Here is a 24576-nt window from a genome sequence, read left to right as displayed (position 1 = left end):
GTGGGGAAGAAAGAAACAAAATAGCGGCGGCACTGTCGGAAATATCAGCAATCCGAAGCGGCCAGAAAACCGTTATGCTTGTAAGCTCGCTCTTTCCTGTTAGTGTTTACCCTTAAGCTCCTGCGTATGAAACGTTTCGCCGCATGTTTTCTGCTGATAGTATTGGGCGCCTACTGCACGCCTAGGAGTGCCGATGCACAGCCCGGCAGCTACCAGGTGGGCAACACCACCGTGAGTGTTTCTACGCTTACCACCGGCCGCGATACCCCGTGGGAGCTGCTTTGGGGGCCCGACAATTTTCTGTGGATGACGGAGCGCGGCGGCCGGGTAAGCCGCATCGACCCGGCTACGGGCGTGGTAACGCCGCTGCTAACCATTGCCGACGTAACCGAAACCGGCGAAAGCGGCTTGCTGGGCATGGCTGTAGTGCCAACCCCAGGCAGCAACCAGTACGGCGTGTTTGTGGTGTACAACTATACCGAAGGCGGCCAATTAAAGGAAAAGCTGGTGCGGTACCAGTACACCATCGGCACCAATGCGCTTAGCAACCCGCAGGTGCTGCTGGGCAACATACCGGCCCAAACTACGCACAGCGGTTCGCGCCTGCTTTTGCTGCCCGACAATACCCTGCTGATGACTACCGGCGACGCGCAAGACTTGCCATCGGCGCAAAACCGCAGCAGCCTTACGGGGAAAATTCTGCGCCTGAACCTCGATGGCTCCGTGCCAGCCAACAACCCAGTGGCCGGCTCGCTGGTGTATACCCTAGGTCACCGCAACCCGCAGGGGCTGGCGCGGGCAGCCAGCACCGGCAAGCTCTACAGCGCGGAGCACGGTCCCAACAACGACGACGAAGTGAACCTGATCGAGGCCAACCGCAACTACGGCTGGCCCAACGTGGAAGGCCTCTGCAACCTACCTGCCGAACAGGCTTTCTGCCAGGCCAACAACGTGCGCGAACCGCTGATTACCTGGACGCCCACCCTAGGTGTTTCGGGCCTCGCCTACTACGACCACCCCGCCATACCCGATTGGCGCAACAACCTGCTGCAGCTTAGCCTGAAGGCAGGTACCTTCTCGGCCTTGCCCTTATCGGCCAACGGCGAACAGGTGCTGCGCGAAAACAACCTCTGGACGGGCACCTACGGCCGCCTGCGTGCCATTTGCGTATCGCCCCAGGGGCGCGTGTATGTGGGCACCTCCAACCGCGACGGCCGCACCGCCCCCGGCCCTACCGACGACCGGATATTGGTGCTCGAGAATCGTGCCTTCACCCCCACTTCGGTCACCAAGCCGGTGGCTTTGAGCCTAACGATCTACCCCAACCCGGCCCCGGCCAACGCCACAGCCACCTTGCAGCTACCGGCGCTGCGCACCCGTGCCACCGCTCTGCTCACCGATGCCCGCGGGCGGCAGGTGTGGCAAGGCGAAATCAGCGGTGGCACCACTCAGCTCAGCTTACCACCGGCAGCGCCCGGCCTATACCTGCTGCGGTTGCGCACCCCCGATGGCGCCGAGCTGCGCGGCCGCATCATGCGCCCCTGAGCGTAAGCAAGCTCAGCCTTAAAATGTGCGTAACTTTCGGTTGCGCTGTTTACCAGCGGCTGCTCCCCTGCTTGCCTATTGTTCATGAAGCACCGTTTACCCCTTTTTATATCTGTTCTTACTACATGGTGTTTGTTGCTGCTGAGCGCACCTAGGGCGCAGGCAACCCACGCGCAAGGCGGCGAGCTGACCTACGAAGCCATTGGCCCGCCCGGCTCCAACCGCTACCGCATAACGTGCCGCTTCTTCCGCGATTGTTCGGGCAACGAAGCCAACGCCGAGCTTATCCTGAATTGCCGCGTGGGTAGCCCGGCTACCTCCTGCAACACCATCGACGTTCGCAATTTCTCGGCTACGCTGGTGCGCGGCCCGCTTACGGCGGGTAGCCCCTGGTGCCCCAACGTACCCGGCGGCCCTTCGCAGTGCACGGTAAATGGCCTAACCAACTACGAAACTGCCCGCTACACCGCCGAGGTAACCTTGCCGCCCGCTCCCGAATGGACGCTGAGCGTGGAAATAAGCAACCGTCCTTTGCTGGCCAACATCCCCGGCAACACCGACCTGCGTTTCGAGGCGACCCTCAATAACCAGCTGCCGTTGCCGGGCGGCCCCTTGGTCATCAGCAACACTTCGCCCCAGTACCAGGATCAAAACATTCCGGTGCCGTTTGTGTGCGTGGGGCAACGTACGCAGCTGACGTTTTCGACCACCGAGCCCGACGGCGATTCGCTTGTCTACTCGCTGGAGCGCCCCCTCGAAGCTTGCAACAAGTTCACTACCTACAACTCCTACACCTCGGTGGGGGGGCTGATTCTGGACCCCAGCAACTCGCCTACCAATCCTTGCGTGGTCACCATTCCTAATGGTACCACTGAGTACTCGTCTATTTTCCCCATCGGCTCCTACACCTTTTCGGGCAATTGCCCGGTGCGTACGGCCACCCCGTACTTTTCTTTCGACGCGCAGGCTGGCAACTTCTCTTTCACCCCCACCTTCTACTTTCCGGGTCCAAGCTTTAATGGCTTCAACAAGTACGCCGTGGTGGGCAAGGTAACGGAGTATCGCCGGGTAGGCGGGCGTTACTACAAAGTAGGCTCGGTGCGGCGCGATGTGCTGGTAGTGGTAATCGACTGCGGCGGCAACCAGGTGCCCAACGCACCTAGGGCCGTGCCGCTGGTGCGCGAGGCCAACCAACAGGTTACCAACACCGACTCGACCATTGTGGTGGCGCAAACCTGCGAGTACACCGAGCTCGATATCGACTTCCGCGACCCGAACCCAGCCGATCGGCTGACGGTAACTTTTGCCGAGCCTACGCAGCCCTCCTACGCAGCTTTGTTCCGCGACCCGAGCAACGCCGCCGCCCGACCGTTTGCGTTGCAGGGCAACGGCACCAACGCGCCCGTGGGCAAGCTGCGCCTGCGCCCCGATATCAGTCTGGCGGGCCGCACCTTCCGCATTCCGGTGCGTATCGAAGACAATGCCTGCCCGGTGAAGGCCGTGCAGAACCGCATTATTGTGGTGCGGGTAGCGCGCCGCAGCTTTGCCGATGTGGTAGTAGAAGGTACCAACCCACAAAAAGGCACTCGGTTCCGGCGCGATACGCTCGTTACCCGCCGCGAAGAAATTGCTTTAACAGCTCGCCCCAACCGGCCACTTACGGTCAACAACGTACCCGTGGGCTACACCTACAACTGGCGGGCCAGCACCCCGGCGGGCACCAGCGGCCTAGGTACCGGGCCGGCAAACGGCGCCAGCATCCGGGTTCGGCCCGATGCTACCACGCGCTACTTCGTAACGGTTACACCCACCGAGCTCGGCCAAAGCTGCGCCGATACGGCCTCGTTTGTGGTGCGCGTGGTGCTGCAGGTGCCCAACGTGTTTACGCCCAACGGCGACGGCATCAACGATGTATTCGTCATCAAAGACCCTGCGCTGCCGGCCCAACGCCTCGAGATATACAACCGCTGGGGCCGCAAGGTGGCTGAGTGGGCCGATTACCAGAACAACTGGGACGGCGCCGGCCAAGCCGCTGGCGTGTACTACTACCAGATTACCCTCGGCAACGGTACCCGCCGCCAAGGCTGGATCGAGTTGATTCGCTAGGTGTTGCGTTAGGCAGTAGTAGGTTCATCGAGCTGATGCCGCTCGTTTTTTACCACGTTGTCGAGCGTCCAGGGCACAAGGCGGGTGAATGCGTGCTGGCGCACCGGGCAATCGGGCATGGAGCAGTGCGGGCAGGCACTGAAAGTGCACGGATCGGCGTGCACGAACATTTCGACCTCCACCTCAAACCGACTCCGGATCAACTCTTCAATGCGTGACACCTCGGCGTGGGCTTCTTCGAGGCTGAAGTAGTACGGAATGGTAATGTGGCAGTCGATGTGCAGGTTGGCGCCGTAGCGCACGATGCGCAGGTTGTGCACATCAATCCACGGCGGCTGGCGGTGCTGCTGCAGCTCGGCAATTACCCGCTCCACCGTAGCTACGTCCGATTCATCCATCAGCCCCGACACCGAACGGCGCAGCATGCGGTAGCCATTCACCACGATTACCACACCTAGGATCAGCGCCGCCACCGTATCGAAGATGACCAGCCCGGTGAAGTATACCAGCCCCAGGGCCGCGCACGATACCAGCGTACTCACGGCATCGAGGTACAGGTGCTGCCCATCGCCCACCAAGGCCGGCGAGTGCAGCTTATGGCCTTGCCGCACCAGCACAAAGCCCGTGAGCAGGTTAGCTACGGCCGTACCGCCCAGCAGCAGCACGCCCCAATCGAGCTGCTGCACCGAGTGCGGGTGCAGCAAAGCCTGAATGGCACTGGAAAAAATGTAAACGCCGGCACCTAGGATCAGCGCCCCCTCAAAACCAACCGACAGGTACTCAACTTTGCCGTGGCCGTAAGGGTGGTTCTGATCTTTGGGCAGGCCCGAGAGGTAAATGCTGTAGAGCGCAAAACCGCTCGTGAACACGTTAATGATGGATTCGAGCGCGTCGGTGAGGGCGGCTTGCGAGTGCGTGAGAGCCCAAGCATAAAACTTGGTAAACACCAGCACCACACTCACCACCAAGGAAAGCAGGCCAAAGCGGTTGCGTTTCAGAGCAAGCATGTGGAGCAACTGTAGGGGGCAATGAAAGCGTAAACATCCGACCTAAACGGATGCGTGCCCCAGAGCGCCGAAACTTTTTGGCGCGAAGCAGGTATTTAAGTGGGCTTAAAAAATATTTTAGGCCAGCCTAAAAATTAGTTTCCTTTGCGTTGGAATCTCCTCTTGACTTGATGCTTACAGTTAATACCCCTACCCCACCTGTAACCCCGCCAACCGTGCCTCCCGCAGCCGACGGTGCCGACCCGGGCTGGCGCCGCCGCCGGCACGCGCCCTCGCTCGGCGACGTGTACGCCTCCATCCGCGTGCCGGGCCGCAACGCCTCGTTTTGGCGCAAGCTGATGGCGTTTTGGGGGCCGGGCCTGATGGTAGCCGTGGGCTACATGGACCCCGGCAACTGGGCTACCGACATTGCGGGCGGTGCCCGCTACGGCTACACGCTGCTGTCGGTAATCCTGATTTCAAACTTGTTTGCCATGCTGCTGCAGCACCTCGCGGCCAAGCTCGGCATTGTAACCGGCCGCGACCTAGCCCAAGCCTGCCGCGACCATTACTCCAAGCCCGTGGCCATGGCGCTGTGGCTGCTCTGCGAAATTGCCATTGCCGCCTGCGACCTTGCCGAGGTAATTGGCTCGGCCATTGCCCTCAACCTGCTGTTCGGCATTCCGCTTACCCTAGGTGTGCTCATCACCATCTTGGATGTGCTGGTGGTGCTGTACTTCCAAAACCGGGGCTTCCGCATTCTGGAGGTATTGGTAGCCGGGCTCATTTTCATCATTTTCGGCTGCTTCGCCTACGAGGTATTCATTTCGCGGCCCGACTGGGCGGCGTTGGCCGCTGGCCTGGTGCCCAAAACCGAAATCGTGACGAACCCGGCCATGCTGTACGTGGCCATTGGCATACTGGGCGCTACCGTGATGCCCCACAACCTGTACCTGCACTCCAGCATCGTGCAAACGCGCGCCTTCGAGCGCGACGAGGAAGGCAAGCGCTCGGCCATCAAGTTTGCCACTATCGATTCGTCGGTGGCCTTGTTTATGGCCTTCTTTGTGAACGCTGCCATTCTGGTGCTAGCCGCCGCGGCTTTCCACCGCAACGGTTTGTTTGCCGTGGCCGACATTCATGATGCGCATAAGCTGCTGGCGCCGGTACTCGGCGCGGGCGCAGCCAGTGTGTTGTTTGCCGTGGCGCTGCTGGCCTCGGGTCAAAACTCCACCCTCACGGGCACTTTGGCCGGGCAAATTGTGATGGAAGGTTTCCTGGACCTGAAGCTGAAGCCGTGGCTGCGTCGCCTGATTACGCGCCTGATTGCCGTGGTGCCTGCCTTTATCGTAACGCTGCTGTACGGCGAAAAAGGCACCGGCGAGCTGCTGGTGCTCAGCCAGGTTATCCTATCGCTGCAGCTGAGCTTTGCCGTGGTGCCGCTGGTGGTGTTTACCGGCGACAAACAGAAGATGGGCCCCTTCGCCAATAAGCCCTGGGTGAAGCTGGTGGCCTGGTCGGTATCGGCTGTCATCATCGCCCTGAACGCTTACCTGCTCTACGAAACCTTCTTCGGCTAAACCTAGCAAACGGAGCTAGCCCACCGGGGCGGCTCCGTTTTTTTACACCCAATTCAGGTTTTAGACTCGCCTAAATCAAAAATACCGCCGCACCTAAATACGCTATGAAACAGCTGCTACTTATTCTGTTACTACTAACCAACACCTTAAGCCAAGCGTGGGCTCAAACGGCCACCCTGCGCGGCCAGGTGCGGGCGGGTGGCCAGCCAGTGCCCTTTGCCACGGTGGCCCTAAAAGGCACCACCCTAGGTACCACCGCCTCCGAAACCGGTACTTACACCCTTAAGCAGGTACCGGCGGGCACTTACCAGCTGGTAGCCACGGCCGTGGGCTACAAACCCGCCGAACGCACCGTTACCGTGCAAGCCGGCGCCACTGCCGAGCACAACCTACTGCTTGCCAGCACCGCTAACGAGCTACAAGATGTGGTAATCAGCGGTACCCTCGGCGAAGTGGTGAAAAGCGAATCGCCGGTGCCGGTGGAGATATACACGCCCAAGTTTTTTCAGAAGAACCCTTCGCCTAGCCTGTTCGAGAACCTGACGCTGGTGAACGGTGTGCGCCCGCAGCTCAACTGCAACGTGTGCAACACGGGCGACATCCACATTCATGGCTTGGAGGGGCCTTATACCATGGTGCTAATTGATGGAATGCCCATCGTGTCGGCCCTGAGCACGGTGTACGGCCTGAGCGGCATCCCCAACAGCATGGTGGAGCGCATTGAGGTGGTGAAAGGCCCGGCCTCAACGCTCTACGGCTCCGAGGCCCTAGGTGGCTTGATTAACGTGATTACCAAGGACCCGCAAAAAGCGCCGCGCCTTTCGGTTGATGGTTTTGCCACCTCGCACGGCGAAACCAACCTCGACTTGGGCACTACCCTCCGAGCTGGCAAGGCTACCTCGCTGCTCACCGGCAACGTGTTTCACTTCGATCAGCGCCGCGACGTGAACCGCGACGGGTTTACCGATATTCCGACGCAAAAGCGCGCCTCGGTATTCAACAAGTGGAGCTTCGCGCGGCCCGAAAACCAGGTTGCCTCGCTGGCCGGCCGCTATTACTACGAAGACCGATTTGGCGGGCAGCTACCGTGGCGCAACGAGTTTCGGGGTACCGACAGCATCTACGGCGAGAGTATTTACACCAGCCGCTACGAGCTGTTGGGGCAATACCAGTTGCCCATTCGGGGCCAGAAAATGATGCTGAGCGGCTCGTACAACCGCCACCGCCAAAACTCAGCCTACGGCACTACGCTCTACAACGCCACCCAGCACGTGGGCTTTGGCCAGCTTACCTGGGTGCGCGCCCTCAGCATTCGGCACCAGCTGCTGCTGGGCTCGGCCTACCGCTACACCTGGTACGACGACAACACCCCGGCCACCGAGCAAGCCACCGGCGACCTAGTGCGCAACCAGCCCGACGTGGTGCAGCTGCCCGGCTTGTTTGCGCAAGACGAATGGCGCCTTACCGAACACGCTACCCTGCTCACGGGCCTGCGCCTCGATTACAACTCGCGGCACGGGGCTATCCTGTCGCCGCGGGCCAACTACAAATGGGGCACCGACGACGGCAGCCGTGTGCTGCGCCTAGGGGTGGGCAACGGCTTTCGGGTGGTGAACCTGTTTACCGAAGACCACGCCGCCCTTACCGGCGCCCGCACCGTGATTGTGGAGGAACAGCTGCGGCCCGAACGCTCCTGGAATGCTACCCTCAACTACACGCACCAGCTACGCACGGCCACCGGCTCACTCACCTTCGATGGCAGCTTGTTCTGGACGTACTTCACCAACAAAATCACGCCTGACTACGACACCGACCCCAACCTGATTGTGTACCGCAACCTGCGCGGCTTTGCCGTATCGCGCGGCGCTACCCTCAACGCCGACTTAGCCCTGGGCACGCAAGTGAAAATCATGGCCGGCATCACGGCCCTGGATGTGTACCGCCGCGAGCAGCGCACGCCCGATGGGCCTACGGAGCAAATCAGACAACTGCACACGCCGGCTTTTTCGGGCACCTACGCGGCCTCGTACACGGCCGAGCGTTGGGGACTTACCTTTGATTATACCGGGCAAGTAAACGGCCCCATGCTGCTGCCCGTGCAGCCCAACGACTATCGCCCCAGCCGCTCGCCGTGGTATTCGCTGCAAAACCTGCAGGCCACCAAGCGCCTGGGCAAAGGCCTGGAGGTGTACGGCGGTGTTAAGAACTTGCTGAACTTCTTGCCGCGCTACGTGCTCATCCGCCCCTTCGACCCGTTCGACAAGAACATCGAGCAGGATAACCCCAACGGCTACACCTTCGATACCGAGTACAACTACGCGCCGGTGCAGGGCCGCCGCGTATTTCTGGGGATGCGCTACGCGCTATAAATACCGATTTGCGCCCTAGGTAAGCCGCGGCTTTATCCGGTTGGCAAGCAGAAGCGTATGCGGGGGCAACACCCCTTCATTCCTTCCCTCAACCATGTACCGGATTACTTGCCTGCTGGCCGCTTTGGCTTGGTGCACCTCGGCGCACGCCCAAGCCAGCGGCTCCTCATCGTCGCCGTACGACTCGGCCCGATTTCATTTGTTTAAGCCTGTGCCGCGCAACCAGCTGCGCGAGCTGCGCCCCGACCGCCCCGGCGTGTCGGAAAGCCCTTTTACCGTTGATGCCGGCCACCTGCAGGTAGAAACGGACATACTCCGCCTGATAAATCGCCGCGACGACGACAAGCGCGAACGGCAGTGGAAAGCTGCTTACGTAACCCTGAAAATGGGCCTGTGGCGCCACACCGATATACAAGTGGAGGCGCCGCTGTACACCGTGCAAAAGGAGCGCATGGCCGATGAGCCCACCTGGCACAACAACCGCGGCTTTGGCGACTTATCGGTACGCCTGAAGCACAACTTCCTCGGCGACGACCAAGAAGGACCGGTGGCAGTAGCCGTGGTGGGCTTTGTGCGCTTGCCTACCGGCGGTGAGGCGGGTAGCGGTGGCGTGGAAGGCGGCGTGGTGCTGCCCATCGACTGGCACATTGGCGAAAAGTGGAACCTCGAAACCCAATTAATTACCGATCTGAACTACGACCGCGACGACGCCGAGCATTTTGTGCGGATAATGCCATCGGTTGCCGTCGATTACGAGGTGAACGACAAACTCTCGTTGCTGCTCGAAGGCGTAACCAAGTGGGACGCCAAGCACACGGGCTGGCGCAGCTCCATCAACGTGGCGCCCATCGTCAACCTCACCGATAACCTGCAGTTCGACTTCGGCGGGCACTTTGCCTTGGACCGCGAAATGGACCGCGAATTTTTTGTGGGCTTTACCGTGCGCCGCTAACCCGCTGCCCTAGGTGCCTGCACAACAAAGCGGCCGGACCACCTAGGGTTCGGCCGCTTTCGTTAAGGCTGCAAGCAAGTTTGCTTAGTGGCGCATTTCGCCGGCATCGGTGAGCAGGGTGCCGGTGTGGCTGTGGCCGTGCGCGGCTTTCCAGTCGGTAATCAGCCACGACATCACGAACATAATACCCGAACCGATAAACAAGTTACGGGCAACGGGCTCCGAATCGGAGAAGCCAAAGATGAAGGGCAGGGCAATGAAAGCCAGGCCGCTGACGAGCTCCATGGCACCGTGCATCGGGAAGGGAATTATGCGCATCCAGCCGAGCGGGTAATCAGTGAGCAGGGCCACAACCAGGTAGCCGGCCCCCAGCACGTAGAACGCCGTGGAGAATGGGTGCTGCAGATCAAACAGCAACGGCGCCAGCAGGAAAAACATGGACACTATGTAGTCGAGCACGCCGTGGGCGGAAGGTGACAGAATTTTCATGGCTAATCAGATACGTTAAGGGTTGGACATTGAAGTCTGTCCATTATTACGCCCTCATAACCAGATGGATATTGCCCAGCTTGCTTTTTCCGTATTTATCCCAGGGGGTTATTTCATATCTAAACTCAACAGATAAAGCACTGATTAATAAACACAAGCACACATTTGCCTGCCTTAAGCGGCAATAGGATTTGCATGGTAAAATAAGATTATACCTAAAGCTGAACGCCGCCACAGCTACAGCCGCGCACCCAACACTACCGTTTTTTTGTACTCGCGCCGCGTGCCGCTGTTGGGCTGAAAAAGCTCGATGTGTAGCACGTAGTAACCCATAGCGGCTTTGCGGTTGGCATCGGTCAGGCCATCCCAGCGGAAAAAGCCGGTAGTTGCCAACGTTTCGTTGCGCACCAAGCGGCGCGTGAGCCGACCTAGGGCATCGTACACGGTTACGCTGGCCACGTAGCCGGGGGCATCGAGGCGGTAACTGAGGGTAGTAAAATCCTGCTGTCCGTCGTCGTCGGGCGTGAATACTTCGGGCTCGAGCGTAAACTGTTTGTCGCCGCCGGGCTCGGCTTGGTACTGCGAGTTGCGGCGCCCGGGCGTGGCATAACCCGTGCTGCTGGCCGCCGAATGAAAGTTGGCAGCGGTGCTGGGCCCACTGGCCCGAATGCGCTCCAACGAAACCCCGTCGCGGGTATCGAGCAGCGGCAGGTGCATGGCTTCGGTATAGGCCAACCTGTCAATCGTGCGGTTTTGCGCGTCGAGCACGGCTACCACGCCCGCATCGTCGGGCAAGGAGGGCAAGCTTACGGGCGGGAGAAAGGCCGTGGCCTCGTGGCTGTTGGGATATTGTGCCTGCACAATTTCGGGCCGCTCGCTGAGCACCACCAACTGGCCGGGCGCCAGCACCAGCGGCTCGGAGCTGATGTTGTGGGCATCGAGCGAGCCATCGGGCAGCTCGCGGGCAATGCGCCAGCCCTGCAGACTGAGGTAATTGGCCGAGCGGTTAAGCAGCTCCACGAAATCGTAGCCGCCCGAACGCGGATTGAACAGCAGCTCGTTGATGACCACATCGCCTACCGCCGCAGGCACGGGCAGCGCAATGGTGGCCGAGGTAACCGGCCCCGCGGCGTTGCCTACGCAATCGGTAGCGCGCTGCACCTGCACGGTGTAGGGCTGGTTGGGCGTGAGCGGGGCACTTAGGGTAAGCTCCACGGTACGGAAGTCGAACGGCACGGCGGCAGCGCTTTGTACCGCACCACTGGGCTGCAGACGGTACAGGGCAGGGTTGCTGGCCAGAGTGCTGTCGAGTTTTTCGGCGAAGGTGAGGCGCAGGCGCGTAGCCGTAAGGGCCACCGCGGCCAGCAGCTGTGGCGGGGTGCGGTCGGGGTTGGCGGCCTGCACCGAGTTGGCACGGCCGGGCGTGCCGCCGCTGGCATCGAGGCTGGCTTGCCAATTTTCGGCGCCGCCGCAAGGGTTGCCTAGGTCAATCAGCTCCAAGGCCCAGCCTCCTTCCTTCTTGCGGTTGTCGCGGTACCAGGTATCGGCGTAGCGCACCTCGAAGAGCGTGCGCCCATCGCGGCCGCGCAGCAGCAGCTGGTCGCCGGTGTTGGTAAGGCTTGGAAAGTTAGTGAGCCCGAAAACTTTGCCGTAGCCGGTGAACTGCGCCGTACGCGTGTTGGCGCACACCACCGCGTACTCGCCCGGCAACAACACAGCACCCGCCGGGAACACCGCCGCCGAGCTGCTACCGGGCTTCAGCAGGCGTACGCCGCCTAGGTCGAGCTGGTTGGTGGCCGACGGATTATGAATTTCGAGGTACTCCGACGCCGGCAAGCCCACCTGCGGGGTTTCATCAGCCATGATTTCAGTGATGAGCAGCTGATTGACGCCCGGTGTTACCAACGCTCCACTGAACCGAAACGTAGCCGTAAGCGGCCCAACGGCCGTGTTGCCAAATTGGTCGGCCACGTTGCGCACCTCCAAGGTACTCTGACCTAGGGGCAAACTGCTGACGAAGGTGAGGTGCACCAGGCTGGCGTCGGCCGCATCGGGCTGCGCGGCGGTGGCCACCACTCCATTACCTAGGCGAAACGAATTGGCCGCTACCGACGCCGCAACCGGCTCGTTGAACTGCGCATCAACCTGCGTAGCCGACACGGCTGTGGCGCTTACCAACTGCGGCGGCGTGGCATCGGTAACCCGAAAATCGTCGAAATAGAAGTTGCGGTTGTTGGCGGCCGAGTACGTGAGCAGCACGCCTAGGTACTGGCTGCGCTGGTAGGTGGCATCGGTGGCGGTGCCCTCGCTGGCAAAGGTGCGGCCGCCCGTGAGGTCGCGCTCCAGTGTCCAAACGTTGGCGGGGCTGCGCGTTACCCGCACGCGCACCAGGTTGTTGGTGGTTGAACCAATGGTGCCATCCTGCCCGTTGATGACGTACACCGGGCTGGCGCCGGCGTCCTTCCGGAACAGGGCTACCTCGTCGGGCGTACCACCCAGGCGCACAAAGTAGCCACGGTTGGCGGTGGCTTTTAGGTCAGCTTGTTCCGACATCAGCCACACATCAGCCAGGTTGCCGCTCGAAGTAGCCAGCCGCAGATTGGCCCAAAATTCCCAGGTGGTGCCGGTTGCCGCTTGTTGCGGGGTGGCCAGCTGAATTTGCGAGCCGGTTATGGCCGGCCCGTTGCTTTGCAGCTGCTGCTGAGCGTTTACCTGAAAAGCGGCTGCATCGCCTACCCAGGCAGGATTTTGGCTGAAGTCGCCGTCGGCAAAGTTTTCGGCTAATTGTGCAGTAGCAGGCAACGTCAGTAGCACCAGCCCTAACAAGTAAAGTAGGCGTAGCAGCATAGAGGATAGCAATAGATATTCTCCAAAAATACTTCGCTTTTAACGACTTTTGCGTTCTGCTTTGCCCAAAGCAGCTTTCCGCTGATACTGAATATGAAAGTAGCCGTAGTAGGCGCCACCGGCCTAGTGGGTGGCGAAATGCTTAAAGTGCTCGAAGAGCGCAATTTTCCGATAACCGAGTTGCTGCCCGTAGCTTCCGAGAAATCGGTGGGCCAAACCATCCACTTCAAAGGCCAGCCGTTTACGGTGGTAAGCATGGAGGACGCCATTGCGGCCCGCCCGGCCGTAGCCATTTTCTCGGCTGGTGGATCGGTGTCGAAAGAGTTGGCGCCGCGCTTTGCCGAAGTAGGCACTGTGGTAATCGACAACTCCTCGGCCTGGCGCATGGACCCCACCAAGAAACTGGTGGTGCCCGAGGTAAACGCCCACGTGCTCACCCCGGAGGACAAGATTATTGCCAATCCCAACTGCTCCACCATCCAAATGGTACTGGCCCTGAGCAAGCTGCACGAGGCCTACAAAGTGGAGCGCGTGGTGGTGAGCACCTACCAAAGCGTAACCGGCACCGGCAAAAAAGCCGTTGACCAGCTGATGCAGGAGCGCGCCGGCGGCGAGGTAACCTCCAAGGCTTACCCCCACCCCATCGACCTGAACGTGCTGCCGCACATCGACGTGTTCGAGGACAACGGCTACACCAAGGAGGAGATGAAAATGGTGAAGGAGACCAAGAAGATTATGGGCGACGACACCATTCGGGTAACTGCTACCACGGTGCGCATCCCGGTAATCGGCGGCCACTCCGAGTCGGTGAACGTGGAGTTTGGACGTGACTTCGACCTAGGCGAAGTACGCCGCCTGCTTGAAGCTACCGAAGGCGTAGAGGTGGTTGACGACCCGGCCAACAACCGCTACCCAATGCCCAAAGATGCCCACGGCAAAGACGCCGTGTTGGTAGGCCGCCTACGCCGCGACGAATCGCAGCCGAACACGCTGAACATGTGGGTAGTGGCCGATAACCTGCGCAAAGGCGCCGCTACCAACGCCGTGCAAATTGCCGAGTACATGCTCCGGCAAGGGCTGATTACAGCATAGCCTTCGTGTGATTTACAATCGGCCTTTCTCCTTCGGGAGGAAGGCCGATTGTCTTTTTATATTGTCGTCAATCCGTCCAGCTTTTATCTGCTCAAATGCTACTCCATCGTGTTGCATTCGCGTCGCTCCTAGGTGCGCTTCCGCTATTGGCCAGTGCTCAGCAAACTCCAGCTTCTGCTCGCGCTGCTACCAAAGGAGACCAGGTGTATACCTTCGTGGAGAAGATGCCCACCTTCAGAGGGTCAGCTACAGGTGATTCAATTGGCGCATACTTGGCGAAAACCGTGCGCTATCCTTCCCAAGCTATCCGCCAGCGTCTCGAAGGGCGAGTAGAGGTCAATTTCGTGGTGAGCCTCACCGGGGCTCTGGAATCAATAAAGATTACAAAGAGCGTGCATCCAGTGCTCGACAACGAGGCTATGCGCGTTATCGCTGCCATGCCGCCCTGGGAACCGGGCAGGAATCTGGGCAAGCCGGTGAGAGTGAGCTACACGCTTCCAATAACATTTCAGTTGCCCGCGCCGGCCTCACCGGGAAGCAAAGAAGTCTCCGCTGCTCCGGCGCAACGAGCCGCTCCTTTCGACCCCAACGCCGGAGTGTACACCTTTGTGGAACAGATACCGCAGCTCGAAGGAGGCATGGAGCGGTACCAGCAGTACCTCAAAGCCAATCTTAAATACCCGCCCGAGGCGCTGCGCAATAAGGTACAAGGGCAGGTACTGGTGCAGTTTATCGTGGGCACTACCGGCCAACTCAGGCAGTTTAAGGTCATCAAGACAGTCCATCCACAACTCGATGCCGAAGCGATGCGCGTGGTGCAAGCCATGTCAATCCCCTGGATTCCAGGCAAGCAAAATGGGCAAGCAGTAAATGTATATTACACGTTACCCGTGAGGTTCCGTCTGCCTGGCACGGAACCCGGCAATACACCACCGACAGTTGCCGCCCCAACGCCTACAACTCCTGCCATTGCAACTGGGCTTACAAACAAGTACCCTTACGACGGTGGCCCGATTTATCCTGGCAACCCAGGCGGCATCGTAAGCATTCAACGCTTCTTTGCTCGAGAATTGCAGTATCCGGCTGAAGCAAAGCAGCGAAATCTGGAAGGAGAAGTATTTGTAAGGTTTGAGCTTGACTCTACTGGCCAGGTACAGCAACCAGTAGTGCTCCGGAGCCCCGATTCGCTACTCAACGATGAAGCCATCCGACTATTAAAGTCGATGCCCGCATGGAAACCAGCCCGCTATCGGGGTCGTCCGACCCGGGTTGAGGTAATACTTCCGGTAACGTTTTCGCTGACGCAGAAATAATCCAACACATAGGACCCAGTCACGTGCTAAGGTCTGATCAAGTAAATCTTGCCGAAAAAATTACAGCCTGGTTAAGCTCAACAGCAGCGTAACCAGGCTTTTTTTGTGGCATGTTATTACGTTCTCTATTCTGCGGTGCTGGGTTATTAGTGGCCACCACCACCCTAGGTCAATCAGGAAGCCCCAGCTCGGCAGCACCGGCACCTGCTGCGGTGTACACTTTCGCGGAGCAAATGCCCAAATTCCGGGGCAGCGGATCGGATTCTATCTACGCCTTCATCAACAAAAACCGGCAGTACCCAGCCGAGGCCGCCGCACAACGCCTCGATGGCAAAGTGTTCGTGAACTTTGTGGTAAACCCAACGGGTGCAGTAGAGCACGCCAAAATTGTAAAGAGCAGCAACCCTGTATTCGAGGCCGAAGCGTTGCGCCTCGTGCAGATGATGCCGGCCTGGGAGCCCGGCAAGCAAAATGGCCGGGCCGTGCACGTGGCGCAAACCCTGCAAATCAACTTCCCGCTGCCGCCGGTGCAGCCGTTGTTACCGGGCCCCCGCCCTGTCACCGAGGCGTACCCACCTAAGCCTGTGGGTGGCCAGGAAGCGTTAGCCGCGCATCTCAAAAATACCCTGCCCTATCCCGAAGCCGCTCGACAAGCTAAAACGTCGGCGCTAGTGTTCGTGAAGGTGCTGATCGACTCGACGGGCCAAGTGCTGGATGCCACACCATTCTCAACGAAAGGCAGGCAGCGAAACGCCAGCAAGGCACTACAAGCCCCCGACAAAGAACTTATAGCTGCTGCCACATCAGCCTTACACACGGGCCTTACTTGGCAGGCTGCCAAGCGCAACGGCAAAGCCGTTAAAGGCTCGGCGGTGGTGCCAGTGCTGTTCGATGGCCTTTCAGGAACGGTAACGCTGTTGAATCAAATTCGGCTGTTTCCGACTGAGCCGCCAGCTATTCCGGGAGGCCCCGACGCTGTATTGCGGTTCCTAAGTCAAAATGTCAAGTATCCACCTAGCGCCCTGCGTGCTGGGTCTCAGGGGCAGGTTATCGTATTCCTCGAAGTAAGCGAAGAGGGCCGTGTGGAAAATCCCATCGTGGTAAATTCGGCCGACCCCGAACTCGACTCCGAGGCGGTGCGCGCCATTTCGCAAATGCCGCCGGTTTACCCGGCTCTCGAAAACGGTAAGCCGGTGCGGAGCTTCTTCCTGGTGCCGGTAACTTTCACTATTAAGGGCCCGATTACCCGTCCTGCCCCAGGTGCCCGCGCGTATACGCGTTGAATCAATCAGCTCAAAGCAAGCACACGGCCCCGGCTTCGGTACGTACCGAAGCCGGGGCCGTGTGCTTTACAGGGATTACGACTGCCCTAACCGATTACGCTAGCTGCACAAGTGTCGCATCAGGAGTACGTGTTTCTGAATGCCTGGCACCTGCCGTAGTCAGAGGGGTTTCCGCACCCAGAAGTAACCCAAGGCCCCTCCTGCAAGCGGCAACGTTACCATCCCCAAAATCATAAGGAAGCTGCTGGTAGCCATCGGCAAAAACTTCGGCCCAATTACATTGAGCACTACCGCACCCAACAAGCTGGGCCAAGGGTTGGCCCGGTACAGCGGGTGTCGCTTTTTCAGCAGCCAATAAGCTAATCCACCCAGCAGCATCGGCCCTACCACAACCAGTAGTAAAAGCCCGAACGTCATGCGCCAAAACTCCCAGGTTTGGATGTTGAGCAGCATGGGCACTAGTCTTTGCCGTATACCCGGCCAGCAAAATCCAGCACGGCGCGGCGGGTTTCGTCGGGGCGCTCGAAGTACCCTAGGTGTCCAACGTCGGAGAGCAGCAGCACGTGGCTTTCGGCGGGCATGGCTAGCTGAGGCAACACGCTTTCTACCGTTACGGCCACGTCTTCTTTGCCCACAATAAACTGCACCGGGTAGCGGGCTTCGCGCAGCACGTGGGTGCGGTCGGGGCGGTCTTTCATGGCGCGCAGGGCACCGATTACGGTTTCCTTGGGCGTGGCTTTGCCAATTTCCTCCAGAAACTCGCGCTCCTGCACCAGCCGCTCGCGGTTGGCCGGCGCAAACAGCGGCCGGATAAACGACTCCATGAACTTATCGACGCCGTGGCGCTGCACAAAGTCGATGTTTTTGTCGCGGTTGGCTTTCTTCTCGTCGGTGTCGGGCAAGGCCGTGGAGTGGAACAAGCTCAGGCCGGCCACCATGTTGGGGTAGCGCTCGGCAAAGGCCAGGGCCGCGTAGCCGCCCATGCTGTGGCCCACCAGCAGCACCCGTTCGCAGCCGCGCTGGCGTAGGTAATCGGCCAGGTAGCGGGCCTGGGCCTCCATGCTGTAGTCGCGAATGTCGTGGATGTTGGTACCGAAGCCCAGCAGATTGGGCGTGAGCAGGCGGTACTCGTCGTCGGGAAACTCGCGGGTGAACTCAGTCCAGATTTCGCGGCTTTCGCCAAAGCCGTGCAGCAACACAATGGCGGGTAAGGCAGTCGTCATAGGCGCAGTATACGTGGTGCGAAGGCAACAAATCTACGGATGGCCCGGCGCCCTAGGTGAAGCCGGGCGGTTTTCGGCGGCCGAGTTGTAGCTTCGCCAAAGCGGTTTGCGTATGCAGCCCGCTTACTTTCTCCTATGAACAACCGCCTTCTCTGGATTTTACTGGGCCTGGCTCCGGCTGCCACAGGTTTTGCGCAGCAGGTTCCGACGCCCGTTCAGCCCCAACCCGTTGATACCGTACAGGTGCCACCCGCCTCGGCACCGGAGCCAGCGCCAGCTCCCGTAACGGCAACGCCAACTCCAACGCAGCAGCCCACGCCCGAGCGCATCGAGGCTACTGATGCCAAGCCGCTGCTGCAGGCGCCCGTGTACGTACCGCTCGACCACGACGTGTACCGCCTCATCGACCGCTACGCCATTAAGTACGGACCCGATTCGGTAGGCGATATTCACACCACCAACCGCCCTTACAACCGCGCTGCGGTGGCACGCCTCGGACTGCGCATGCAGCAGGGCCAGCAAGCCAATAGGCAGTTTTCGAGAGCCGACGAGTTTAACACTCGCTACCTGCTGCGCGACAACACCCTAGGTGTGGTTTCGGGCGAGGCCTCTGGGGGCTCCATCTTCAAGTCGTTTGGCCGCTACCTGCGCGACGAGCAAGCCAACTTGTACCAGGTTGAGACGCCCGATTTCACCTTGCGCGTAAACCCGGTGCTGCACTTTCAGGTGGGCACCGATACCGACTCCGACGGCCTGCGCTTCGTGAATACCCGCGGCGCCGTTCTTGAGGGCACCATCGATAAGCGCCTGGGTTTTTTCACTTACTTCGTTGATAACCAAACCGCGGTGCCGCTGTACGTGCAGCAGCGTGTGGAGCGCGACAACGCCGTACCAAACGAGGGGTACTGGAAACTGTTCAAGGACAAGCGCGGCCAATACGACTTCCTGACGGCGCGCGGCTACGTTACCTACGCCGCTACCAAGCACATCAACGTGCAGCTCGGCCACGACCGCAACTTTGTGGGCAACGGCTACCGCTCGCTAATCCTGAGCGACTTTTCGGCACCGTACTTCTTCCTGAAGCTAAACACGCGCGTTTGGAAGTTCAACTACCAGAACATCTTCGCCGAGCTGACAGCGGAGCGGACGCCCGACCGCGACACCATCTTCCAGAAGAAGTACATGGCGTTTCACCACCTCAGCCTCGACATTACGCCGTCGCTGAACGTGGGCGTATTCGAGTCAGTGATGTTTGGGCGCGGCAAGGGCCGCTTTGAGCTCCAGTACCTCAACCCCCTCATCTTCTACCGCAGCATCGAGCAGCATGTCGGCTCGAACGACAACGCCATCTTAGGCGCCGATTTCAAGTGGAACATCCGCAAGCGCGGGCAGCTCTACGGCCAGGTAGTGCTCGATGAGCTTATTGTGAGCCAAGTACGCGCCGGCAATGGCTGGTGGGGCAACAAGCAAGCGTTTCAGTTGGGCGGTAAGTACATCGATGTGCTGGGCCTGCGCAATCTGGATATGCAGGTCGAGTTCAACTACGTGCGGCCGTACACCTACCAGCACACCGACTTGTTTCGCGCTTATGAGCACTACGGCCAGCCGCTGGCGCACCCCATGGGCGCCAACCTGCGCGAGGTGCTAGGCGTGCTCACGTACCAGCCACTGCCCCGCCTTACGCTGGTGGGCAAAGCCTTTTACGTGCAGCAGGGCATCGATTTCAACGACCGCGGCGAGGATACCAACCTCGGCTCCAACGTGCTGCGCTCGTACAACACCCGCCCGCGCGACGCCGCCGGCAACCTCATCGACTACGGCTACCGCACTGCCGATGGGCAGCGCTACAATCTGCTGCACACCGACCTCACGGCCACCTGGCAAGCCCGCCACAATCTGTGGTTCGATGCCAAGCTGATTGCCCGCAACAGCAACCTGTTCGGCAACACCATTATTCCGTCGGTGTCGTTGCGCTGGAATGCCGCGCAGCGCCTGCTCGAGTTTTAACCTAGGCGCGGCTCACCTTACGAGCCGCGTCCACCTGCGCACGGCGCCCCAATGGCCTAGGTCGTTGGGGCGCCGTGCTTGTTAATGAGGTAAAGTACACGCCACGTTTTGCCGACTACCGAGGGTAGCTCCTTGGCAGGGGTTACCTTTGCAGCTCCGATGAAGACTTACCTCCGCATTCTGCGTTTTGCGCGGCCCTACGCCGATTTCTTGCCTCAGTACATCCTTTTCACGGTGCTGGGCATCTTCTTTGGCATTGCCAACTTCGGCATGCTCATTCCGCTGCTCAACATCCTGTTCGACACCACGGGCAAGATGCTGGCCGAGGCTCCGAGCGCGCCGCCGGCTTTCACCCCGTCGCTGTCGTTCGTAACCGAAACGTTCAACTACCACTTCCGCAACGTTATTGTGTCGGAAGGCCGGTTGGCGGCCCTTGCCTGGGTGTGCACGCTGCTGATTGTGTCGGTGTTTCTGAGCAACGTGTTCCGCTACCTAGGGCTGCGTTTGCTGGCCAAGGTGCGCGCCCGCGTCATCCGAAACATGCGCGCTACCCTCTACCAGCGCGTAACGCAGTTGCAACTGGGCTACTTTTCCTCGGCCAAAAAGGGCGACCTGATGTCGCGCTTCACCAACGACGTGCAGGAAGTTGAAACCTCGGTGGTGAACTCGCTCACGGCCGTAATCCGGGAGCCGCTCAGCATCATCAGCTTCTTCGCGGTGCTGTTCTTTATGTCGGTGAAGCTGACGCTGTTTACCCTGCTGCTGCTGCCGATTTCGGGCGGGCTGATTGCGGGCATCTCGAAGCGTCTGCGTCGGCAAGCGCAGCAAAGCCAGAAAACGCTGGGCTCGATGCTCACGGTGATTGATGAAACCCTAGGTGGCGTGCGCGTGATTAAGGCCTTCAACGCCGAGCCGTACATCTTGGAAAAGTTTCACGACCAGAACGAGCAGTACGCCCGTACCCAGCGCATCATCGACAACACCCGCGACCTGGCCTCGCCGTTCTCGGAGTTTGCGGGTGTATCGGTGGTGGCGGCGCTGCTGTACTTCGGCGGTACGCTGGTGCTCGGCGGCGAATCGGACCTGACGGCCGCTAACTTCATTACCTACATTGTGCTGTTTTCGCAGGTGCTAGTGCCGGCCAAGGCGTTATCGTCGGCGTTCAGCAACATTCAGCGCGGCTTGGTGGCCGGCGAGCGGGTGCTGTCGGTAATCGACACTGAACCCACCATCAAAGACAAGCCCAACGCGCAAGTGCTACCCGCCTTCACTAGCGAAGTAGAGTTCCGCGAAGTGGCCTTCAGCTACGGCGAGCGTACCGTGCTCGAGAGCATCAACCTGACGGTACCCAAAGGCAAAACCGTGGCGCTGGTGGGCCCCTCGGGCGGTGGCAAAAGCACCCTGGCCGACTTGGTGCCGCGCTTTTACGACCCCACCGCGGGGCAAATCCTCATCGATGGGCACGACCTGCGCGACTGCACCCTACACTCGGTGCGCGACCAAATGGGCATTGTTACGCAGGAGAGCATCCTGTTCAACGACACCATTTTCAACAACATCCGCTTCAACAAGCAAGACGCCACGGAGCAGGAGGTAATTGAGGCTGCCAAAATTGCCAACGCCCACGAGTTTATCATGGCCTCGCCCGAGGGCTACAACACCATCATCGGCGACCGGGGCACGCGCCTTTCGGGTGGGCAGCGGCAGCGCCTGAGCATTGCCCGTGCCATTCTGCGCAACCCGCCTATTCTTATCCTCGACGAAGCCACCTCGGCCCTCGATACCGAAAGCGAAAAGCTGGTGCAAGAAGCCCTAACCCGCCTCATGACGAACCGCACCTCGCTGGTAATTGCCCACCGCCTCAGCACCGTGCAGCACGCCGATGAGATTGTGGTGCTCCAACACGGCCGTATTGTGGAGCGTGGCACCCACGACGAGCTGCTGAACAAGCCCGACGGGCTCTACGCTCGCCTCAGCCGAATGCAAAGCAATCCGGCACTAGCCTAACCCTGCTCACGAGCGGCGCGGACCACCCTCCGCGCCGCTCGTGTTTTTGGGCGGTTATTACTTAGGAAATGGGCCTTGCGCCACTTGTTCGGGCAACTATACGTAAAGAGGTATATTTCCACGGCGCTGCCAGGCGGCCGCGCTGCACTCCTCCACAAACCTCTTTCTGTATGATATCCCTCCGCCGAATAGTCACCGTGCTGGTGATGGTTTACTTGCTGCTGGCGCTGCTATTTGCCGTTACCGGCGGTGCCCGCGATGCCATGATGAGCATATTCAACAGCCGGCCCGATGAATTCTGGTTTACAATGATGCTGATTGGCGCCGGCTTGCTGCTGTTACTGCTGCTCGTTGAAAACGCCCACACCGTAGCGCTGCGCCGCAACGTCACGCACTACGAGGCCAAGATCAACGAGTTGAAAGCCAAGCTCTACGACCACCAACTGGAGCAACGCGACCAATCGTGGCGCACGGGAGGCACCAGCACGCCCCGCCCTGCCGAGCCAGTAGTAACTCCGCAAACCGCAGCCCCGCAGCCGCAAGCCGCCCCCGGCAGCATTGCCCGCACCACCATGCCGCCCGTACGCCCGCTCGAGGAAGGCTACGACCAGGATTTGCCGCGCACCACCGTGCCCCCACCCTCCGCCGCCGACCTGCCCCCCAGCGCCGTACCGCCCACTACCATTCACCCGCACCCCACCAATACCCCACCATACCCGAACGACCGCCCCGCTGTGTAACTTCGCGGCGTGGCAGATACCCTCACCGACCTTATTCGGGCTGAACTAACGGAAGCCCGCACCGTGCTCGAGCGTTTTTTGGCCGAGCCCACCAACCTAGCCCGCATCGAGCAAGCCGCTCAGTTAATGGCCACTAGCCTGCAGCAAGGCGGCAAGCTCCTGAGCTGCGGCAACGGCGGCTCGCTGTGCGATGCCCAGCACTTTGCCGAAGAGCTGAGCGGCCGCTACCGGCACGACCGCCCCGCTTTAGCCGCCATTGCGCTTACCGAGGCATCGCACATGAGCTGCGTAGCCAACGACTACGGCTACGAGTACGTGTTCAGCCGCTACGTGCAGGCGCTGGGCAGGCCTGGCGATGTGCTGCTGGCCATTAGCACCAGCGGCCACTCGCCCAACGTGCTGCGTGCCGCCGAAGCTGCCAAAGCCGCCGGCATGCGGGTGGTGGCCCTCACGGGCAAAGATGGTGGCCCGCTCGCCAGCCTGGCCGATGTTGAGATTCGGGCACCGCACGCCGGCTACGCCGACCGCATTCAGGAGATACACATCAAGGTTATTCACATCCTGATTATGCTGATCGAGCGACTTGTAGTCGCCAAGCAGCCAGATGCTTTGTAAATTTGCTTAAGGTAAAGCCCGCCCCCTCCGAGGCGGGCTTCCTTTTGCCTGTTTAGCTGATTGCTTTCGCTCGAATGATTACCAAAACCTACGGTTCGGCCGTTCAGGGTGTCAACGCTTACACCATTACCGTTGAGGTTGCTGTATCGCAAGGCACCAACTTTTTTGTGGTTGGCCTGCCCGATAATGCCATTAAGGAAAGCCAACAGCGCATAGAAGCTGCCATGCGCGTGCGGGGCTACCACATGCCGCGCACCAAGGTGGTGGTCAACATGGCTCCCGCCGATATCCGCAAGGAAGGCTCGGCCTACGACCTGCCCATTGCCCTAGGTATCCTGCACGCCTCGCAGCAAATCAGCACCGATAAGCTGGGTCAGTACATTATCATGGGCGAGCTGGCCCTCGATGGTGAGTTGCGCCCTGTGAAAGGCGTGCTGCCCATTGCCATTCAGGCCCGCAAAGAGGGCTTCAAGGGTTTTGTGTTGCCGAAGCAGAACGCCGCCGAAGCAGCCATTGTAAATAACCTCGACGTCATCCCCGTCGAGACGATGCAACAGGCCATTGACTTTTTCGAGGGGCGTGAGCACATCGAGCCGCTGAAGATTGACACGCGCGACGTGTTTCAGCACTCGGCCAACCAGTACGCCGCCGACTTTGCCGATGTGCAAGGCCAGGAGAACATCAAGCGGGCCATGGAAATTGCGGCTGCTGGCGGGCACAACGTCATTATGATAGGCCCACCCGGCGCTGGCAAAACCATGCTGGCCAAACGACTACCTAGCATTTTGCCGCCGCTGAGCATGCACGAGGCCTTGGAAACCACCAAGATTCACTCGGTAGCCGGAAAACTGGGCACCAATGCTTCGCTGCTGAATACGCGGCCGTTCCGCTCGCCGCACCACACCATCTCCGATGTAGCCTTGGTGGGCGGAGGCGGTAACCCGCAGCCCGGCGAAATCTCGCTGGCGCACAACGGCGTGCTGTTTCTGGATGAGCTGCCGGAGTTTAAGCGCACGGTGCTGGAGGTAATGCGCCAGCCCTTGGAGGAGCGCCGCGTTACGATTTCGCGCGCCAAGGTGAGTATTGACTATCCGGCGAATTTTATGCTGATTGCCAGCATGAACCCGTGCCCGTGCAACTAAACCAACGCTGACAATCAGTTATTTAAAAAGTTAGTACCAGCTTTTAATAACAAGCTGTCTCGTGCAGATTCTTTGAAACTTACAAACAGCAAACCCTTTGGCAAGTGCAGACCCTTCAATCTTGATTACTGATATAGACAGTACTGGTAGATGTAAAGGTTGGACACTGACCACTTATGCGTTGGAGTTCTTGGGCAGAGCTGAGAGCCTTTATGGGAGAAGAACTAGTACCCTGCCGTTCGGAGGTGTTCAAGTTGTTAACATTACTAGTCCCCGTATT

General features: G+C 59.8%; 17 protein-coding genes and 1 pseudogene. 13 read left to right on the top strand and 5 right to left on the bottom strand.

Annotation, left to right across the window (positions count from 1 at the left end):
* Positions 1-126: 126 nt before the first annotated feature.
* Positions 127-1545, top strand: a complete 1419-nt coding sequence (locus ASU33_RS17345; protein WP_078063226.1) for a PQQ-dependent sugar dehydrogenase — start codon at positions 127-129, stop codon at positions 1543-1545.
* Positions 1546-1677: 132 nt separating this feature from the next.
* Entirely contained in the window at positions 1678-3651 is a 1974-nt protein-coding gene (locus ASU33_RS17340) for a T9SS type B sorting domain-containing protein (RefSeq protein WP_059072087.1), read from the top strand.
* A gap of 8 nt (positions 3652-3659) precedes the next feature.
* On the opposite strand, the gene ASU33_RS17335 is transcribed toward ASU33_RS17340, so the two are convergent.
* The gene (locus ASU33_RS17335) at positions 3660-4658 is read right to left on the bottom strand and encodes a cation diffusion facilitator family transporter (RefSeq protein WP_059072086.1); all 999 of its coding nucleotides are present in this window, start codon (positions 4656-4658) and stop codon (positions 3660-3662) included.
* Between the two features lie 215 nt (positions 4659-4873).
* On the opposite strand from ASU33_RS17335, the gene ASU33_RS17330 reads away from it, so the two are divergent.
* From ASU33_RS17330 to ASU33_RS17320, 3 genes are all read left to right on the top strand, one after another.
* A complete protein-coding gene (locus ASU33_RS17330; protein ID WP_059072085.1) occupies positions 4874-6217 on the top strand; it encodes an Nramp family divalent metal transporter in 1344 nt (447 codons plus the stop codon).
* Positions 6218-6321: 104 nt separating this feature from the next.
* Positions 6322-8586 carry a TonB-dependent receptor gene (locus ASU33_RS17325; protein WP_059072084.1) on the top strand — a complete coding sequence of 755 codons (2265 nt, stop codon included), beginning with the start codon at positions 6322-6324 and terminating at the stop codon, positions 8584-8586.
* 94 nt (positions 8587-8680) lie between these two features.
* On the top strand, positions 8681-9538 hold the full coding sequence (locus ASU33_RS17320; RefSeq protein WP_059072083.1) for a transporter: 858 nt from the start codon (positions 8681-8683) through the stop codon (positions 9536-9538).
* A gap of 84 nt (positions 9539-9622) precedes the next feature.
* Here the strand turns inward: ASU33_RS17320 and ASU33_RS17315 are convergent, their stop codons facing one another.
* Positions 9623-10027, bottom strand: coding sequence for an SPW repeat domain-containing protein (locus ASU33_RS17315; protein WP_059072082.1), 405 nt, complete (start codon positions 10025-10027; stop codon positions 9623-9625).
* A 237-nt stretch (positions 10028-10264) separates the two neighbouring features.
* A complete protein-coding gene (locus tag ASU33_RS17310) occupies positions 10265-12874 on the bottom strand; it encodes a lamin tail domain-containing protein (RefSeq protein ID WP_059072081.1) in 2610 nt (869 codons plus the stop codon).
* Between the two features lie 93 nt (positions 12875-12967).
* Here ASU33_RS17310 and ASU33_RS17305 point away from each other — a divergent pair, with 93 nt between their 5' ends.
* From ASU33_RS17305 to ASU33_RS17295, 3 genes are all read left to right on the top strand, one after another.
* Positions 12968-13966, top strand: a complete 999-nt coding sequence (locus tag ASU33_RS17305; RefSeq protein WP_059072080.1) for an aspartate-semialdehyde dehydrogenase — start codon at positions 12968-12970, stop codon at positions 13964-13966.
* A gap of 224 nt (positions 13967-14190) precedes the next feature.
* Positions 14191-15279, top strand: coding sequence for an energy transducer TonB (locus ASU33_RS17300; protein ID WP_286130713.1), 1089 nt, complete (start codon positions 14191-14193; stop codon positions 15277-15279).
* Between the two features lie 110 nt (positions 15280-15389).
* On the top strand, positions 15390-16562 hold the full coding sequence (locus ASU33_RS17295) for a TonB family protein (RefSeq protein WP_078063223.1): 1173 nt from the start codon (positions 15390-15392) through the stop codon (positions 16560-16562).
* 159 nt (positions 16563-16721) lie between these two features.
* Here the strand turns inward: ASU33_RS17295 and ASU33_RS17290 are convergent, their stop codons facing one another.
* Both ASU33_RS17290 and ASU33_RS17285 read right to left on the bottom strand, forming a co-directional pair.
* A complete protein-coding gene (locus ASU33_RS17290) occupies positions 16722-17015 on the bottom strand; it encodes a hypothetical protein (protein ID WP_059072077.1) in 294 nt (97 codons plus the stop codon).
* Between the two features lie 5 nt (positions 17016-17020).
* A complete protein-coding gene (locus ASU33_RS17285; protein ID WP_059072076.1) occupies positions 17021-17785 on the bottom strand; it encodes an alpha/beta fold hydrolase in 765 nt (254 codons plus the stop codon).
* Positions 17786-17920: 135 nt separating this feature from the next.
* Between ASU33_RS17285 and ASU33_RS17280 the strand changes: the two genes are divergently transcribed.
* The 5 genes and pseudogenes from ASU33_RS17280 to ASU33_RS17260 all read left to right on the top strand — a co-directional run.
* Positions 17921-19792: a capsule assembly Wzi family protein gene (locus tag ASU33_RS17280; RefSeq protein WP_059072075.1), complete on the top strand. Its 1872-nt coding sequence runs from the start codon at positions 17921-17923 to the stop codon at positions 19790-19792.
* Positions 19793-19951: 159 nt separating this feature from the next.
* Complete coding sequence (locus tag ASU33_RS17275) at positions 19952-21799, top strand: ABC transporter ATP-binding protein (protein ID WP_059072074.1); 1848 nt, start codon at positions 19952-19954, stop codon at positions 21797-21799.
* A 170-nt stretch (positions 21800-21969) separates the two neighbouring features.
* The gene (locus ASU33_RS17270) at positions 21970-22539 is read left to right on the top strand and encodes a hypothetical protein (protein ID WP_149867284.1); all 570 of its coding nucleotides are present in this window, start codon (positions 21970-21972) and stop codon (positions 22537-22539) included.
* 9 nt (positions 22540-22548) lie between these two features.
* Complete coding sequence (gene lpcA / locus ASU33_RS17265; protein ID WP_059072072.1) at positions 22549-23154, top strand: D-sedoheptulose 7-phosphate isomerase; 606 nt, start codon at positions 22549-22551, stop codon at positions 23152-23154.
* A 74-nt stretch (positions 23155-23228) separates the two neighbouring features.
* Positions 23229-24290: pseudogene (locus ASU33_RS17260) on the top strand (YifB family Mg chelatase-like AAA ATPase); the annotation flags it as partial.
* Between the last annotated feature and the right edge of the window lie 286 nt (positions 24291-24576).

The organism is Solirubrum puertoriconensis (assembly GCF_001483135.1).
GTDB lineage: Bacteria > Bacteroidota > Bacteroidia > Cytophagales > Hymenobacteraceae > Solirubrum > Solirubrum puertoriconensis.
The sequence above is the reverse complement of the archived record's forward strand: the minus strand, read 5'-3'. Positions and strand labels throughout refer to the sequence as shown.